Annotated in this window: 17 protein-coding genes; 4 read left to right on the forward strand and 13 right to left on the reverse strand. The window is 31.6% G+C overall.

Features of this window, described 5'->3' with window-relative positions; genetic code table 11:
• Positions 1–52 precede the first annotated feature (52 nt).
• The 7 genes from AAFU52_RS03705 to AAFU52_RS03735 all read right to left on the reverse strand — a co-directional run bounded on the left by AAFU52_RS03705 (position 53) and on the right by AAFU52_RS03735 (position 7,349).
• Complete coding sequence (locus tag AAFU52_RS03705; RefSeq protein ID WP_438425520.1) at positions 53–1,477, reverse strand: AraC family transcriptional regulator; 1,425 nt, start codon at positions 1,475–1,477, stop codon at positions 53–55.
• A gap of 124 nt (positions 1,478–1,601) precedes the next feature.
• Positions 1,602–3,068 carry a serine hydrolase gene (locus AAFU52_RS03710; protein ID WP_438425522.1) on the reverse strand — a complete coding sequence of 489 codons (1,467 nt, stop codon included), beginning with the start codon at positions 3,066–3,068 and terminating at the stop codon, positions 1,602–1,604.
• Between the two features lie 45 nt (positions 3,069–3,113).
• Positions 3,114–4,232: a serine hydrolase domain-containing protein gene (locus tag AAFU52_RS03715; protein WP_438425524.1), complete on the reverse strand. Its 1,119-nt coding sequence runs from the start codon at positions 4,230–4,232 to the stop codon at positions 3,114–3,116.
• A gap of 25 nt (positions 4,233–4,257) precedes the next feature.
• Positions 4,258–4,635, reverse strand: coding sequence for a hypothetical protein (locus tag AAFU52_RS03720; protein ID WP_438425526.1), 378 nt, complete (start codon positions 4,633–4,635; stop codon positions 4,258–4,260).
• A 336-nt stretch (positions 4,636–4,971) separates the two neighbouring features.
• Entirely contained in the window at positions 4,972–5,604 is a 633-nt protein-coding gene (locus AAFU52_RS03725; protein ID WP_438425527.1) for a hypothetical protein, read from the reverse strand.
• Between the two features lie 351 nt (positions 5,605–5,955).
• The gene (locus AAFU52_RS03730) at positions 5,956–6,582 is read right to left on the reverse strand and encodes a DUF443 family protein (protein WP_438425529.1); all 627 of its coding nucleotides are present in this window, start codon (positions 6,580–6,582) and stop codon (positions 5,956–5,958) included.
• 236 nt (positions 6,583–6,818) lie between these two features.
• Positions 6,819–7,349 (reverse strand): hypothetical protein, encoded by a 531-nt coding sequence (locus AAFU52_RS03735; RefSeq protein WP_438425531.1) that lies wholly within the window; start codon positions 7,347–7,349, stop codon positions 6,819–6,821.
• A 347-nt stretch (positions 7,350–7,696) separates the two neighbouring features.
• Here AAFU52_RS03735 and AAFU52_RS03740 point away from each other — a divergent pair, with 347 nt between their 5' ends.
• Positions 7,697–8,032 carry a single-stranded DNA-binding protein gene (locus tag AAFU52_RS03740; protein ID WP_106793280.1) on the forward strand — a complete coding sequence of 112 codons (336 nt, stop codon included), beginning with the start codon at positions 7,697–7,699 and terminating at the stop codon, positions 8,030–8,032.
• Positions 8,033–8,124: 92 nt separating this feature from the next.
• On the opposite strand, the gene AAFU52_RS03745 is transcribed toward AAFU52_RS03740, so the two are convergent.
• Positions 8,125–8,778: an OmpW/AlkL family protein gene (locus tag AAFU52_RS03745; protein ID WP_438425534.1), complete on the reverse strand. Its 654-nt coding sequence runs from the start codon at positions 8,776–8,778 to the stop codon at positions 8,125–8,127.
• A 296-nt stretch (positions 8,779–9,074) separates the two neighbouring features.
• Between AAFU52_RS03745 and AAFU52_RS03750 the strand changes: the two genes are divergently transcribed.
• On the forward strand, positions 9,075–10,316 hold the full coding sequence (locus AAFU52_RS03750) for a peptidase U32 family protein (RefSeq protein ID WP_438425535.1): 1,242 nt from the start codon (positions 9,075–9,077) through the stop codon (positions 10,314–10,316).
• Positions 10,316–10,546, forward strand: a complete 231-nt coding sequence (locus AAFU52_RS03755; RefSeq protein ID WP_024771809.1) for a ferredoxin — start codon at positions 10,316–10,318, stop codon at positions 10,544–10,546. Before AAFU52_RS03750 ends, AAFU52_RS03755 begins: the two co-directional genes overlap by 1 nt.
• Positions 10,547–10,610: 64 nt before the next feature.
• Here AAFU52_RS03755 and hppD read toward each other — a convergent pair whose 3' ends face one another.
• Positions 10,611–11,768 carry a 4-hydroxyphenylpyruvate dioxygenase gene (gene hppD, locus AAFU52_RS03760; protein ID WP_438425538.1) on the reverse strand — a complete coding sequence of 386 codons (1,158 nt, stop codon included), beginning with the start codon at positions 11,766–11,768 and terminating at the stop codon, positions 10,611–10,613.
• A gap of 25 nt (positions 11,769–11,793) precedes the next feature.
• Complete coding sequence (locus AAFU52_RS03765; RefSeq protein ID WP_438425540.1) at positions 11,794–12,954, reverse strand: homogentisate 1,2-dioxygenase; 1,161 nt, start codon at positions 12,952–12,954, stop codon at positions 11,794–11,796.
• A gap of 398 nt (positions 12,955–13,352) precedes the next feature.
• Between AAFU52_RS03765 and AAFU52_RS03770 the strand changes: the two genes are divergently transcribed.
• Positions 13,353–13,931, forward strand: coding sequence for a helix-turn-helix domain-containing protein (locus AAFU52_RS03770; RefSeq protein WP_438425542.1), 579 nt, complete (start codon positions 13,353–13,355; stop codon positions 13,929–13,931).
• A 48-nt stretch (positions 13,932–13,979) separates the two neighbouring features.
• On the opposite strand, the gene AAFU52_RS03775 is transcribed toward AAFU52_RS03770, so the two are convergent.
• Genes AAFU52_RS03775 through AAFU52_RS03785 form a run of 3 tightly spaced genes read right to left on the reverse strand, consistent with a single transcriptional unit; the run spans position 13,980 to position 17,102 of the window.
• Entirely contained in the window at positions 13,980–14,666 is a 687-nt protein-coding gene (locus AAFU52_RS03775) for a phosphonatase-like hydrolase (RefSeq protein WP_438425544.1), read from the reverse strand.
• A gap of 2 nt (positions 14,667–14,668) precedes the next feature.
• Entirely contained in the window at positions 14,669–15,823 is a 1,155-nt protein-coding gene (locus AAFU52_RS03780; protein WP_438425546.1) for a TIGR03364 family FAD-dependent oxidoreductase, read from the reverse strand.
• Positions 15,810–17,102, reverse strand: a complete 1,293-nt coding sequence (locus tag AAFU52_RS03785; RefSeq protein WP_438425548.1) for a DUF5690 family protein — start codon at positions 17,100–17,102, stop codon at positions 15,810–15,812. The genes AAFU52_RS03780 and AAFU52_RS03785 overlap by 14 nt, the downstream gene beginning before the upstream one ends.
• Positions 17,103–17,544 lie beyond the last annotated feature (442 nt).

Below are 17,544 nucleotides of genomic sequence, written 5' to 3' on the forward strand. Positions count from 1 at the left end.
CAATATTGTTTTTTGTGTATTTGCTAACCTTCTGTGTATAGTGTCGTTTTTATCATTCGAGAATATCTCTAATTTCATTTATAAATTTTAATGATTCGGTTTCAATTTGCTTTGTTAAGACACTTCTATTATCAAAATTAAGCTTTTCCACTATTATATGATCTATAATAGAAAGACTGCTATTAATTGATTCTGCCAAATGGTATTTATCCCAACTACTGTCTTTAAATACCTCCCAATATTTCTTCCTAATATTTTTATTCTGACCAGATAAACAAATTTCAAATCGCATCATCTTATGATTGAATATTATGACAAATTTTAATTTTTGTTTTTTCAATTCCTGAGTAGTCAAGGAAAAATAGGAAAAATCCATATTTCCTTGATAAATATTTCCTATTATAAAATCTGAAGCATATTCATTACGAAAATAGGTCCTTAATTCTTTGATGTAATTTATCAATTGACTATAATCCTTTTGTATCTGCCCTTCACTGATTTGCTTTCTATAATTGGATAAGTTCCCCTTATTTAATGTCTTATCAGTTTTATCAAATTTAATTTTATTGCTTTTTTCAAGAGGGATACATATGTCTACTATAAATTTTTGTTCAGGATGAGTTTTATGATCATTATGATACACTTCAAAATAATCTCCATCTCTAAAGTTATACTCATTCTCTATCACCCATATACAAATACTCTCCCATGCTTTTGAAAAATCTTTTGCTTTAATTTCATAATGTCCGATAGCATAAATACCTTTTTGGATCACAAGTGGTCTGATTTCTCCTTCTGCTTCGATATCCTTATTAATGGTAACACACGCACTATATCTTACTTTTGAAGTCTGGGTCACATTGGGGTTATCGTGATACACGGTAATTGCCTTAAAATCAGACACACTCAACACTTCTTTTTGAGTTCCCCATTCTATTAATCTTTGATACATATCACCAATTTTATCAAATTCTCCAATATTCATTATACCAGCAAGTTTTATCTCATACAATTCTTCTACTGTTATTTGAGCATTCATATCAATCCATTTTTTAATGTTATCAATGCTGCAAATGTATTTTTCCATTGTTAGAGGTTCTATACCAATCTTGCTAAGTACACTTATTCCTTCCGATTTAAACACAGTAGGGCTAATACCATAATATTTTTTAAATGACCTTGAAAATGAGCTTTCACTATTAAAACCATAACTGTAAGCAAGTTCCTTTATAGATTTACTACTATCCACTAGTAAGATAGATGCAATACGTTCTATTCGCTTTCTATTGATGAATTCGTTTAAATTTTCACCTACAATAGCTGAAAATACTCTATGAAAATGATACAATGAATAATTGGCTTTTTCGGATAGCTGTTCAAGTGATAAATCTGCATCAAGATTCTTTTCAACAAAATCCAATACGTAATTTATTCGTTTAATATATTCTCGCCTTGTCTTGCTTATTTCAGATTGCATTTCTTCACTTGATTTTAATACAATTAAACACAACGGTTTGTGTATGAAACATAGCATAAAAAAGCACTAACCTTTCGACTTAGCACTCATCAGCTATGTTTTACATACTATGTCAGGCTCAGTTTTATTCCGAAAGTTCATTAATCATTTTTTGGGAATGCTCTGATGCCCATTTTTCATTTTCTGTACAATGTTCAATTGTTTTTTCAAAATATTCTATTGCTTTTTCTATCTTCTTTTCTTGTTGATAAATTACAGCCGTTCCATAATATCCACCAAAATAGTCTGGATAATCACTTTCTAAAACTGAAAACAGTTGTAATGCGTCATTTTTTTTATTAGCGTTAATGTAGCTAATTCCGAAATTGAATAGTGCACCTTTCGATACATTATAATTTAGAGTATCTGTTTTGATTCTGTTGTACAAATCAATTCCGTCAGTAATTCCATTCTGGTCTATTTCCTTTTCTAAAACTATCTCAAATGGCATTTTAAATTTACCATCTGTAAAATGACTTATTAAAGCTTTTGCTCTATTTGGTAATTCTTGTCCTTTTTTATTTCGGTTGGTAAATATTGCTACAGAAATATTCTCACTAGGTATTCTAATGACATGACTTCCGAAACCAGTTGATGAACCACCATGTTGCAAAATCTTAACTCCTTTGTCGTAATTGACTATCCAACCATATCCGTAGCCATTTTCATTAGATTTTCCGTTTTCATCGTAATTGTAAAAAGCATTATCTAATTCAGTTTGTGAAATCAGTTTATCAGAATACAATGCTTTGTCCCATTTATAATAGTCTAAAACAGATGAATAAACACCTCCATCTCCTTGAATAGCACTTGTCATACTTTGGTCTTTCGCAGTTATCGCAGTGTCTTTAACTAGATAACCGTAAGCTCGATTTTTAATTTCTTTATCTATTTCAAGAACTCTGGAATTAGTCATATTTAATGGTTGAAATATTTCCTTTTCCATAAACTTTGCAAATGACATTCCAGATATTTTTTCAATGACTTGAGCCAAAACAGCATAACCAGTATTACTATATGCATATTTTGTGTTGGGATAGAAATACGTGCTATCGGTTTTCAAAAGTCCGTTTAATACATCTTTGTCCAACATTTGTTCTGTTCTATTTTTCTCGACAAAACGATTGTATTTTACTAAACCAGAACGGTGTGTCAAAATATGTTTTATGGTAATATCTTTTCCATATTTAGGGAATTCAGGAAATATATCGGTAAGTTTTGTTTCGTAAGATAGTTTGTTTTGATTTATCAAAATCATTATTGCCAATGCTGTAAATTGTTTTGTGACCGAAGCAATTCGATAATTTGTTTTTGGTGTTGCGAGTATTTTATTTTCTAAATCTGCGTATCCATAACTTTTTGCAAACTCAATTTCTCCATTTTTTATTACAATAATACTTGCACTTGGTTTACTTCCACTATAATCTTTAAATAAATAATCGATAAACTTAATGTCGAAATTTGAATTTGTTTTATTCTCACTAACATTCTTTAATGAATTACATCCTAAAAATAAGATTGAAAAGATTGATATTAATTGAATGAATTTCATTTTTTCTAATTGTTCCTAACGTCTTTTGTATTGTGCATTTATTATTTATAGACTTTTCAGTTTTCGTAATAAAATCTTTGATTGCAAACTTAAATTTGTTAATCCTCTATTATAATTTCTCATTAGGATCACCCCGTACTGACTTTTCTTTTCAAAAAGAAGAGAGCAATTGTATCCTGCAACTGCTCCAGGATGTCCAACTGTTGAAATTGTGCTATCCTGATAGAGAAAAAAGCCCAAGCCGTATTTTCCATCTGGCGTTTGTTTGCTTTGCATTGTGGCTAGACTTTCCTGTCTTAATATTGCCTTATATCCCATAGTACTGGCAATGAATTTTGCCAAATCATTTGGCGTAGAATAAATACCGCCATTTGGCACTTTATATCCTCGGCCCATATGTTCCAATTCAGATTTGGTGTTAATTTCACCGATTGATTCATATTTCATCCCTTTTGCAAGATCAACCATCCTATTTTCTGGCACTACAAAAAAACTATTGGTCATATTTAATGGCTTAAATATTCTCTCTTTAACCAATTCGATGAATGACTTATTTGCCGCTCGAGAAAGAGCAAATCCCAAAATTCCAAACCCGATATTAGAATAACTAAATTCTTGTCCCGGCTTAGATATGAACGATGTTTTTGGAATTGATTGTAAAATCTTACTTTCCCAATCTTCAATTGGACCAGATGCGGCATCTTTTAATTCAGGTTCTTTAATTAATCCAGAGGTGTTACTTGCAAGTTGTTGAAATGTAATTTTAGTCGCATTTGAATATCCTTTTAGCTCTTTAATTTCTGGTAAATATTTCTCTATGGGATCATTTAATTTAATCGTTCCTTCTTCAACCAATTGCATCATTAAAAATGCAGTAAAGGATTTAGAGATTGAACCTGTACGATAAATGGTGGTAGAATCGGCCTTTGTTTTATTATCAATATCTGATAATCCATAAGCACCTGACCAAATGATTTGATCTCCTTTTACTATAACAGCAGAGATACTCCCTTTGACATTATCATCCTCTACATCTTTTTTAATCTTATTCCCAAATTCACTAATTATAGTTTGAAGATCATTTTTTTCTTGATACTGTGCATTTGAAGGGATATGATATCCAGCTAATATAATAATCAAGATTGCAAATAAAGTCTTGCTCATGGCTTCTATTAACTGGTTTAAATTGTTATGTTCTTTTTACTCTTCTAATTTTTACTTGATCAGTCAAATATCCTTCAGAACTGACATATTCTAGTTTCTCGTTTAACATCCTTTGGTCTAAGGAATTCCTAGATTTTAACTCAGCTTTGATCAACCCATTGATAATTTCAGTTTCTAAATTAGACCTTTGGTTAATTAATTCTTTGTCTAGATAGATCCTTCCAGGAATGTTTTGAGATTCGTATAAGCTCCAAGAAACATTTTGAACAAATTCAATCTCAAAATATTGATCATTTTCATTCCTGCATTTCAGTGTGATTGAACCGCCATCCATCCAAACCGAAATATCTTCGATTTCTATTTTAGATCTAAAATTAATCATACCTGTTATTCTTTCTATCAATGTTAAACAATATTGTGATTCTAGCAGAAATAATCATTTCAAATCATTCATGTTAATTCCCTGAAGTCCCATTCCTGATTCTTCAAGTAGCCAATCTATTTTAGATTCAATTTCTTCAAATTTACTCATTTTGATTTCATTGAACACAACGTTAAATATATGGCAAGTTGGGCCGAAAACAAGCAATTATTCTCGGTTTAGTCACAAGTCAAATCTTTTGTATTTTGCTTTAATTTTTTCTTTTAATCCCGAAACAAAATATTTGACAACTATTGCAAATAAAGGCAAACCTTTTGGTTAAAAATTAATCGCCCTATTTACTATATACAGTGGTAGCTACTGTCTTTGTTTCCGATATTTTATTTTCCTTTTGAAGACTCGATTTTTTTTTCTTTTTCCATTAACTATTTTATAAATAGTTTGTTTAGTCCAATTTGAATTTTTATCATATTTATACTCATACTCATAGTTATCAGATTTAATCAAATTTCCAAGTTCATTATATTCTGAATTCGGGTATTTTCTAATCAAAAAATCAATTTGGCTTTTATTTGTAGAAATAACTTTTCCATTTTCGTCAAGCACTTTTGTTTTTGAAATATTGTTTATATAGTCATATTCAGCAATTTCTTTACCTGAAAAATTAAAATTTTTCTCTTTTAACTTTAATTCAACCGGATGACCTTTTTCATTATTTATTAAAAAAATTTCTCTAAATAAAACATTGTTTTTATTTCTAGTATTAATCTTTATTAAAAATCCTTTTTCATTATATTCAAAGGTTGATATTTCGGATGTGTATCCATTATATTTGTTCCAACGTTCAAATTTGCCGGAAGTACTTTTTATTTTTGTTGAGTCATATTTAAAAGAAAGTCTTGCTTCTAATTTTCCTGTTTCGTCATATCTCATCTCAGAAACAAGTCTTCGATTTTCATTTATGATTGAGACTTCTTTATGTATTTCCATTCCATTTGAGTTATAGAATGTATTTGTAGAAGTAATTTGTGAAACATTTGAGTTTTCTCTTAAATCAATAGGCCTATCGTGATGTAATGCTGAATAAATGTTTTGAGAATATGATTCAAAACATATAAAAGTCAGGACGATTATAATTATTATCTTAATGTTCATTCAAATTGTAGCTAACGTTTAGTATAAGAAACGTAGGGCAGGTGATAAGCGATACGTTTCGGGTTGGTACTAAGCCAAATATAAATATTTTGCTTTTATCATTTTTCGTAAATACCAAATTTTATATTTGGCGACTTCTCAAATAAACACAGACCTTTCGATTATGCCCAAAAGCCCTATGTTTTCTTATACCTTGTTGCCAGTAGTTTTTTTTCGAAATATCATTTTCAAATCCGTAACTAAATAAAACATAACAAATCCAAAGCTACATAATGCCATAATAAATTGTCCCTTAGGGATGAGTAAAAATATATTAATACCAATTAAAAACAGGCAAAAAGGATAAGTGAACAGTCTAATCAATATGTTTTTTAATGACCATTCCTTTTCAGGTTGCTTTTTCTCAATTTCAATATCTAATATTTCATATATTTCTTCAAGTTGATTTTTTTTCTCGAATAGATAGAGTTTGCGAAAAACTGTTATTAAAATCAGTAAGAAAACGGAACCAATTAAAATTGGCAACCAATTTTCTAGAAAATCAAAATCAGGCGAAACATTAGTCAAAACAAAGTAGAGAATTCCTATTGAGAATAGTCCAATTAAAGTTTTTCCAATTGGATTTAATTTATCCGTTATGTTTATCAGGTGATTATTTACGTTCAGTTCGAATTTAAAAATTGGATAGAAGGCACTATTCCATAAATTCTGGTTCCAAACCTTTATTTCATTTCTCCTAATTTCTCCTTTTGGTCTAAAGTCACGAGAAAAGACATTCCACAAATGATTTAGAAAAGTGTCTCCTTTTCTCAATTCAATTAGTTTTTCTATGTCTTTCTTTGTGATTTCCAATTTTATTTCGCAATTACACACAACGCCAAATATATGAATCGGAGCAATGCAAACAAGCCTGAACCATTCTATTTATCTGCGTATTTTTATTTCTTGTTTAATTTATAAAAATCTAGCGCCATCACAAAAAGGAAACGACCTTTCGATTAAACACTACACTTTGCTCTGATTTCATATATAATGTTGTAAAGCGTTTTTTATCCCACTCCATTTACCATTAAGTTTTCATAAGTCTTTTTGTCAATATTAATGGTTATTTGCCAATAACAAGTTCCTCCATCATCAACCATTACATATTCATTTTTCCAATCCATTTTTGTCCACTGTTTTGATTTGCTTTCGGGTAAAGGTGGAATTTCCAAAATTTCGCAAAAGGCATTAATTTCAATTACTTTCTCTCCTTTTTTATTGATATACGGGATATATTGTTTGTAATACTTATTAAGGCTCTCCTTAATTGGCTTTTTTAAAAAGTCAAATTCTTCATTTTTGATAGCTTTGTCAATGATTTCTTGGATAGATATGATTTCGTTTTCCTTAGGTTCCCATTTTTGATACCCATAATTTTCATGAAGCCATTTGTTATGATCAGAATTTAATAATATCACTACTTTATCATCGGACAGAATTGAGCTTTCTTCTATTTGCCTTTCTTTTTCATCATTTAAACTTTTACAGGAGCAAAAGCAAGAGAATAAAATTCCGATAAATCTAATGGAGATATTCATTTTTAGAATGTTTTACAACAAGTAAATAAACACACCTATTGTGCTTATTTTTATAATTTGTTTTAAAAATACACTTTTTAGAATAAAAAATTCAGTTTTAAAAAAACATCACAAACACCTGATAATCAATATTTTTATTTATTTACAAACGACTACAAATGACTACAAGCGAAAATAAACACTTCCTAACCGAATCTACGTGAGACCCCACTTTATGTTTGCAGTGTTGAATTTAAACAAGCTTTTCTTATACAATACAAGAAGTTTATAAATTCGATACTCATTAAAAAGTTCCTGAAACGCATTCAGGACAAGGTATTAACTGTTTAACACGTAAAATTAAAATTATGAACACGCTAAAAAACAAAGTACAGTTGATTGGAAACTTAGGACAAGAACCAGAAATCGTAAGTCTTGAATCTGGTAAAAAACTCGTTAAATTCTCTATTGCAACAAACGATCATTATTATAACAAAGAAGGCGATAAAATCACAGATACCCAATGGCATAATATCATTGCCTGGGGTAAAATTGCAGATATCGTAGATAAATATGTAAACAAAGGACAAGAGATCGCTATCCAGGGAAAACTTACCTCTCGTAGCTATGAAGATCAAGAAGGTCAAAAACGATATATCACAGAGGTAGTTTGTAATGAACTATTAATGTTAGGAAATAAATAGTCACCAATTTATTTGAGTATATATTATAGCTAATCAAAAAACCGCTTAATAAAAATGTTAAGCGGTTTTTACATGATATAACTTGTATTTATTTATAATTTAATACCTATACCAGCTCCAAATATCCATGGATTAATATCTACATCTGCTCCTACAGTTGCTCCTAATGCAGTTGTAGCATTAACCGTAGCATCAGTACTTAAAAATACTTTTTTAACATCAACATTTATAAACCATTTGTCATTAAGCATAAAATCAAAACCACCCTGAAATGCAAAACCTACAGCAGTATCATAATCAACATCATCCGCCACAGGTCCTTCATCTGCTCCATAAAAAAGAGTTAGATTAAGCCCTGCACCAAGGTAAGGAACAAAATTACCGCCGGTAAAATGATATTGCCCAAGTAAAGTAGGGGGCAATAACCACACATCTCCTAAATCTATGTTTCCTGCAGCAGTACCCACAGCTTTCACATCATGTTTTGTCGTTGCTAAAATTAATTCTGCAGACCAGTTTTCGGTAAAGAAATAAGTGATATCTAATTCTGGAACAATAGCAGTAGAAATATCTACGTCACCTCCTATGGTTTCTATTGTAGCACTTTCATCTGGTGATACAACGATTCCTCTTAGTCTGATCTGCCATTTGCTAAAATCAGCATTATCATTTGATTCTTCTTGCGCGTACGCAAAATTAGTCACTCCTAATAGTACAACCAATACAGTAATTATTACATTTTTCATCTTGAAAGAATTTTGAATTATGTAACAAAAATATCGACAAGAAAAAGGGCTAAATATGACTTTTATCATTCCTTGGATTAGACCTTTCATGCCTTAAAAACAATTGTTTTTATACACTTAAAAATCAACATATTATCGCTAACAAAAAGAATAAAAAAGAATGATTTTAAATATCATTTTTACTCAGTAAATAACATACATTTGCGTTTTAAAAATAATTACTCTTAGTGCACAAGTTTTCACTTCAAAAAAAGATGGAAATAATGTATTTTTGCACTTGAATTAATGAAGAAAATATGACCCCTACAGGAACAATGGAATTAATGGCACCGGCAGGTAATTTTGAATCTTTACAAGCTGCTATTGATAATGGAGCAGATTCTGTTTATTTTGGAGTAGATCAATTAAATATGCGAGCCAGAGCCAGCATAAATTTTACGATTGCTGATTTACCTGAAATAGCTCGTCGCTGTACCGAAAAAAATGTACGTACCTACCTCACGCTTAATACCATAATTTATGATCATGATTTATCGATTATAAAAACGTTATTAGATGCTGCCAAGTCGGCAAATCTGACTGCTGTGATTGCCATGGATCAAGCTGTTATAGCCTATGCTAGACAGATCGATATGGAAGTTCATATTTCTACTCAAATCAATATTACCAATATTGAAACGGTAAAATTTTATTCCCTATTTGCAGATACTATGGTAATGAGTCGGGAATTGAGTTTACGACAGGTAAAGAAAATTTGTGATCAGATAGAGAAAGAGCAAATTAAAGGCCCTTCGGGAAGGTTAGTTGAAGTTGAAATTTTTGGACATGGAGCACTTTGCATGGCCGTGTCTGGTAAATGCTATATGAGTTTACACTCACACAATTCATCTGCCAACCGTGGTGCCTGCAAACAAAATTGCAGAAAGAAGTACAGTGTTGTAGATCAGGAAACCGGTTTTGAAATGGAATTGGATAATGAGTATATCATGTCTCCTAAAGATTTATGCACATTAGATTTCTTAGATCAGGTTATAGATACAGGAGCCAAAGTATTAAAGATTGAAGGTAGAGGGCGAGCTCCCGAATATGTGGCAAAAGTAATTAAAACCTATCGCGAAGCTATAGATGCCTGTGCCGATGGAGTTTTTACCAAAACGAAGGTCGATCATTGGATGAAGGAGTTAGAAAAAGTATATAACAGAGGTTTTTGGAGTGGGTATTATTTAGGACAAAAATTAGGAGAATGGAGTGATGTTTCCGGATCCAAAGCCACACAAAAGAAAGTGTATATCGGTAAAGGTGTTCACTTTTTTCCTAAGCCCAGTATCGCAGAGTTTAAAATTGAAGCTTATGATATTAAACTAGGAGATACCATTTTAATTACAGGCCCAACAACGGGAGTAGAAGAATTTGAACTCAAAGAGATGATGGTAAACGATGAGCGATTAGATACTGCACAAAAAGGAGATTCGTGCACTATCCCCACTAATTTTAGAATACGCCCGTCTGATAAACTTTATAAAATCGTTCAAGAATAATGGTAGTAGTTACCTTACAGCGCGAAAAATGTATTGGTTGTAATTACTGTGTAGAAATGGCACCTACCCAGTTTCAGATGTCTAAAAAAGATGGGAAAACGGTATTACTGCACGCTACAGATAAAAAAGGGTTTCATACCTTAAAATCTCCTGATAATACCATTTATGATGATTGTGTGCAGGCTCAAAAAGCCTGCCCTGTAAAGATTATTACGACAAAGATGGTATAACCCCTCCTATCTTTAATAATGTAACGTTTTTCTTTAAAGGGCAGTCTATTCTATAAATGCATTTCTATAGTGTTCCTCGCCTTGCTTGTTCTGCTTCTATAGATTCAAACAAAGCTTTAAAATTTCCTTTTCCAAAAGATTGGGCTCCTTTACGTTGAATGATTTCAAAAAACAATGTAGGTCTATCGGTCAATGGTTTGGTGAAAATCTGAAGCAAATATCCTTCATCATCTCTATCCACCATAATCCCGTGTTTTTTAAGGAGTTTCATATCTTCTGCTATTTCTCCTACACGATCGCCAACAGTATCATAATATGTTCCTGGCACGTATAAAAATTCTACCCCTCTTTTTTTCATTTCGCTAACTGTAAAAACAATATCATCGGTAGCTACTGCGATATGTTGGCATCCTGCACCTCCATAAAAATCAATATATTCTTCAATCTGAGATTTCTTTTTGCCTTCGGCAGGTTCATTTATCGGAAACTTAATTCTTCCATTTCCATTGGTCATTACTTTACTCATTAAAGCAGTATACTCTGTAGAAATATCATTATCATCAAAGGTAATCAGGTTTGCAAATCCCATCACTTCGTTATAGAATTTTGCCCAAACATTCATTTGACCCCAATCTACATTACCTACCATATGGTCGATATATTTTAAACCACAACTTGTTGGATTGTAATGAGATTCCCATTTTTCAAACTTTGGAAGAAATGTTCCATTATAGTTTTTACGTTCTACAAAAATATGCACTGTATCTCCGTAGGTATGTATTCCTGATCGCACTACTTCTCCATCTTTATCTTTTTCTACTCTTGGTTCAAAATAAGATTTTGCGCCTCTTTTTGTAGTTTCTTCCCAGGATTTACGTGCATCCTCGACCCATAATGCAATAACTTTGACTCCATCTCCATGTTTTTGAATATGATCGTATATTTCTTTGCTCTCACCACTTGGCATCGGTGTTGTAAAGACCAAACGTATTTTATCTTGTACCACAACATAAGATGTTCTGTCTTTTAGACCGGTCTCTAATCCAGCATAGGCCAAAGATTGAAATCCAAGTGCTGTTTTATAAAAATGGGCTGCTTGTTTTGCGTTCCCCACATAATACTCTACGTAATCTGTTCCTAAAAGTGGTAAAAAATCTTCAGCTTCAGGAAATATTTTCTCTAAACTATATTTATAATTTTCTATATTTTTTAAATCTGGCATATCTTTAAGTTTTTAAAAGAAAACCCTATTCGGTTTTCCAGGATTTATAATAATCATCTACTTGTAAATTCATTGCTTCTTCTGTAATCATAACAGGATTAAAAGGATCTATCATAACCGCAAGTTCTTCTGTCGATTTTTTACCAACACTTCGTTCTATTGCTCCCGGATGAGGCCCGTGAGGAATACCTCCTGGATGTAGTGTAATCTGACCTTTTTGGATATTATTTCTGCTCATAAAATCGCCATCTACATAATACAGCAACTCTTCAGAATCAATATTACTATGATGGTAAGGCGCTGGAACTGCTTTAGGGTGATAATCATATAATCGCGGTACAAAAGAGCAGACTACAAATCCTGCTGCTTCCCATTGCTGATGTATTGGTGGTGGCAGATGTATACGCCCCGTTATAGGTTCGAAATCAAAAATTGAAAAAGCGAATGGATAATTAAATCCGTCCCAACCAACTACATCAAAAGGATGATTGCCATAGGTATATTCCCATAATACATCTTGTTTTTTAGAAATGATCTTAAACTCTCCTTTTTCATCATGAGTTTCTAAATTTTGTGGTAATCTAAAATCACGTTCACAAAACGGAGAATGTTCTAAAAACTGCCCGTAATTATTTCTGTAACGTTTAGGTGATTCTATTGCACTTGATGATTCGATGAATAATATTCTATTGGTTTCGGTATCAAAATCTATCTGATAAGTTGTTCCTCTTGGTATGATCAAATAATCTCCATATTTAAAAGAAATATTACCATACATTGTTTTTAATGTTCCCGAACCAACATGGATAAATAACATTTCGTCTGCATCACTATTTCTATAAAAATAATCTTGCGAAAATGCTATGGGAGCAGCCAGACCTATCTTTAAATCGTTATTTGTAAATAGTATTTTTCTGCTTTCCAGAAATTCTTCTCCTTTAGGAAGTGAAAATCCCTGAAAACTCATTGCTTTCATGTTTTTATCGATAGCAATTTTTGGAGTGACATCTTTACCTCTTTTAATTTCTGAAACTACTGTGGGAGGGTATAGATGATAGATAAGTGATGACATCCCGGCAAAACCAGCTGTTCCAAATAATTCTTCTTGATACAACCCTCCTTTAGGGTTATCAAAAGTGATATGTCTTTTATGAGGGATCTCTCCCAATGAATGATATCTAGGCATAAATTATAGCGTTAAAATGATTAATAGGAAATAAATAGGCGTAAGGTTAGGTAAACCTTATTCTGGGTTTCTCTTGATGAGAAAGTGCAAATAGATGAGTATGTATATCCATTGAGAATTCACAACGCTAATAAAAGTATTGTGTCTTAGAAAAAACATGATAAATATCATATTACAACACATTTATTCTTCTGACAAAGAACATAGTAAATCAGAAAAACTATATGTAGCATATCAAAGAAGATAGAGCTGCTATTACCATTTCAATTCTTAAATCAGAAGCAACAATAAATTTGTTAAATAATACTAGTTATTTCCCTGATATTACGATCAGAAACATTTTCTTTGTCTTTCCTTTTAAGAATATTGTTCTACTATTATTTACTATTTACAAACAAATGGAAGATTATTTAATAGGTATCGGTAAACGTCTAAAAGAAATTCGCAAAAGCGATAAAAATACCATTAATGAAATTGCCACTAAAGCAGGGGTTAGCAATGGACTTATTTCTCGAATTGAAAATGGAAGAACCATACCTTCTTTACCTGTTTTGTTAAATATCATCAAAGCACTCGATATAGAGATTCCTGCTTTTTTTAATGGGATGCCTAGTCAGACTAATTTTAAGTTTTTAGTCACCAGAGCTTCTGAGTATAGTGTCATTGAAAAAGAGGACGATGCTATTGGGTTTAGCTACAAATATATTTTTGGCAAACAGCTGTCTTCTATTGGTTTTGAAGCTGTTTTTTTGGAAATCCAACCAGGTTCTAAACGTAATAAAGTAGAGACCGATGCTTATGAATTTAAATATATCCTAACTGGAGAATGCCATTATATTATTGGAGATGAAGAAGTTCTTTTGAAAGAAGGAGATTCGATTTTCTTTGACGGGCGGATTCCTCACGTGCCTGTTAATCGTGGAGAAACACCATCTAAAATGATTGTTTTATATTTCTTTTTAGACAAGGAAAACTAAAAAACCGCCATAAGGCGGTTTTCATAAACAAACAATTAAAACGTTATTCTAATAAAATATAATATTGATCAACTCTATTAACTCATTTACAATATAATCTGGTTTAGCTTTTTCTAGTTGTTCTCTATTTTGCGCTCCGGTTAAAACACCAACCGTAATTCCGCAATCAGCATTTTTACCTTCTTCAATATCAATCCCAGAATCTCCAGCTTTTAATACTCTAGAAGCGTCTGTAACATCAAACATTTTCATTGCTTTACAAATCATTTCTTTATGCGGTCTACCATTGGTTACATCATCTGCTGTGAGCAGTGCATCAAAATGTTCTCCTTTTTTCCAACCCAATTTCGTAATAAGTTGATTTGCTGTCTTTGAATCATATCCTGTATTAAGAACTACTTTTATTTCATTATTCTTTAATATATCGAATAACTCTTCAACCCTGTCAAAAGCTACAACATCTAACTCTTTATATAGTTTTTTTAAAATAGGTTTAAAATTAGAAAATGCTCTTTTTGCAGTACTTTTTACTTCTTCACAAGAAGTCACACTAGTCAAAATATCAACTATTGCCTGATGTTTTTCTTTACCTGCTCCATATTCAAGTACGTTATCCAAACTTATATCATACCCTTCGTCATTAATAACTTGTTGTACTGTTTTATAAACGATATTATCTTCATCTACTGTGGTTCCAGCCATATCAAAAACAGCGAGTTCTATTTTTTTATTCATATTTATAAATTAAAAATTCTAATACTATTTTCTTTTGCAAAGCCAGCGCTTCCTGTCATTCCTTTGCCTCCGATTCCGGTAATAATATGGATATTGCTACCTATCGTTTTCTGAAATATATCTTTTGTTTTACATTGAGAATACATTCCATACCATCGATGTTGAATATCATAGGTCGGTAAATCAATGATTTTTTGTGCTTCGGTAATCATAAAATCATCTATATTCATATCTAAATCATACCCCAAATCTTCTATATGCTTTGCATCGGCATATGTATGAGAATCTCCAATAATTACTGATCCATCTGGTGCCTGTTTAAACAACATATGTATTCCCCATTTTTTCTGAAGTGAATCCGGATCTTCTTGAGATTTAACTTCTGCAAAGGACCCACATTCGGTAAATGCTTCATATCGTCTAATAGACCAACCTGTTAATATATTTCCTGGCAATTGATATCTCGATTGAGGTTTAGTTTGAAGCATTTGTAATTTTGTTACTTCGAGATCACTTTCATTAAAAAGCTTTGGATACAGGTTTTTAAACTCGTTTCCATTACAAATGATCACTTTCTCTGCTTCAAAAATTTCTTTTGAAGAAGAGATAACTCGTACTCCTGTATTTGTTTCCTCGCAAGAGATTACATTTTGATTTGTGAAATAGGTCAGATTCATATGTTTCACCATAAAATCCTGCAATCGATGGATCATTTCCCGAGCTTCTACGGTAACTTCCTCTGGAAAAAATAATCCTGCTTGTATATAATCTGATCGCAATCCTGGGTATTTTTTCAGGCATTCTTCCTTGGTTAATACTACTGAGGCATATTGGTTGTTCTTGTTAATTTGATGTAGTTCTTCGATAAGTTGTACTTCTTCTGGATTTGAAGCAAGATAAACGGATCCATTTTCTCGAAGTGTAATATCGAATTGTTGCTGAATCTCTTTGTAGATTTTTAAGCTTTCTCTACCATAGGTCTGCCATTTGGTATTCATCCCAGATGGAACCACTTGCCCAAAATTTTGAGTCGTAGCTCCTTGCGGTATTTTATTTTTCTCAAGTAAGGCTACCTGCAATCCATTTTGTAGCGCATGATATGCATGAAACGTACCCAGCACTCCACCTCCTATAACAATGAGGTCATATTTTTTCATAGTATAATTCTGTTTGTATAGTTTTTAATCGGGTTTGATATGCATTTTTAAAATAAAACAAAGATCCCAGAATGCAAAAAATTCCTAATACTGTTACGCCGTATGCTCCGTAAATAAAAAAGTCTAACCATGTTAAATTTGCTTGTCCAAAATTTTTATATAATAAAGCAGATATACTGCCTAAATATCCAAAAGAATCTGCGATATAGATTAAAAAACCTGCATTTCCTCTTACTTTGAATGCTGCTATAAATCGATCAAAAAACAAGCAATTAAAGGGAACATAACAAATGTAGAGTCCAAAACCACAAATCACCATCCAGATAAAAGGGTTCAATATCTCTAACTGAAATAGAAGTGTAGAAACTCCAATACACAGGATACCTGTTAAAATCAAAAGATGATAGATATACAATGCTTTTGCATTGTTTTTGATATAAAATGTGCTTCCTAAGATTAATAAGACTACTATAGCAATGATAGTTTCTGAAGCGGTATACACAGATATGTCACCCTGATAACCGATACTATCCCAGAGCTCGCGGGCAAAATTATCTCTAAAATCCCTAAATGCAGTTAAGATCATATAAAACACTACAATTCCTATAATTGGTATAAAAAAAGAAAACAATAGATGTTTACGATCTTTGGATGACATTGGTACACGTACAGAACGCATTTTCTTATCCTCTTCAGTAGTACCAGGTAGTTTTTCTAACAACCATGCAAAAAATAACAATGGGACTATAAATAATGCCCCTGTTGCTGCAGGCATCCAAAACTGAGAGATCTCCCAGGTATTCATAAGATATAAGCCAATAGACTTTACAATTCCACTAGATACAATAAAACTGGAACATAGTGCAACCCCAAGTATTTCTGTGAATTTTCGTCCCTCTAAATAAGAAAACACAATACCCCATATCATTCCCAATGGTAATCCATTAAAAAATAAAGAAATTGCATTGTATGGTCTCGGAAGTATTGCAAAAAATAGTAATGCTAATTCTGCCAAAAAAATTAGTCCTATTAAATAAAATATACGCTTCCCTGTTTTTAATTCTGAAATTATTTTAATTCCAAAAAACTTTGATAAGGTATATCCCAATACCTGAGCAATAATCAATATGATTTTGTAGTCTATATTGAAGACAGAAAGGTTCTCAAAAGTAGCAACACTAAATGGTTTTCTAAAGGCATACATACAAAAGTATGCTCCAAAAGAAGCTATACAGGCATGTAAAATAAATTTAAGGTTAGAGAACTTAATTTTTTTCAATTTTTTTACAATTAGTAAATTTTATGATTCAAAATTGAACAATATTTTACTATTTGTAAAACTATAAGGTTTAAGAAATATTTACCATAGCTTTGATTAATTGTAAAACTATGGTTAAGGATGTTTCAGAAATAAAGAGGACTGATAACGAATTCTTAATCTTGAGAAAGCAATAATAACTATTATAATTTGATTAGGATACTACACAAAAACCTCACTCCTTCATCTTTTACTTTACTGATAGTCAATGAAATTACAAGATTTTACTCAAGATAATTTTCAAAAACAATTATACGGTAGTATTCTTAAAATTGAGTATTTTTAACAATACTACTAATAACTAACCCTCTATAATGAGCTAGAAGAATAATCTATTTTATTGCCAACACAGGTTATTAATAGTCTATATGGAGATCTATTTGACTTTATAATAAAGTCTGTT

It is taken from the genome of Aquimarina macrocephali, assembly GCF_051627225.1.
Taxonomy (GTDB): Bacteria; Bacteroidota; Bacteroidia; order Flavobacteriales; family Flavobacteriaceae; genus Aquimarina; species Aquimarina macrocephali.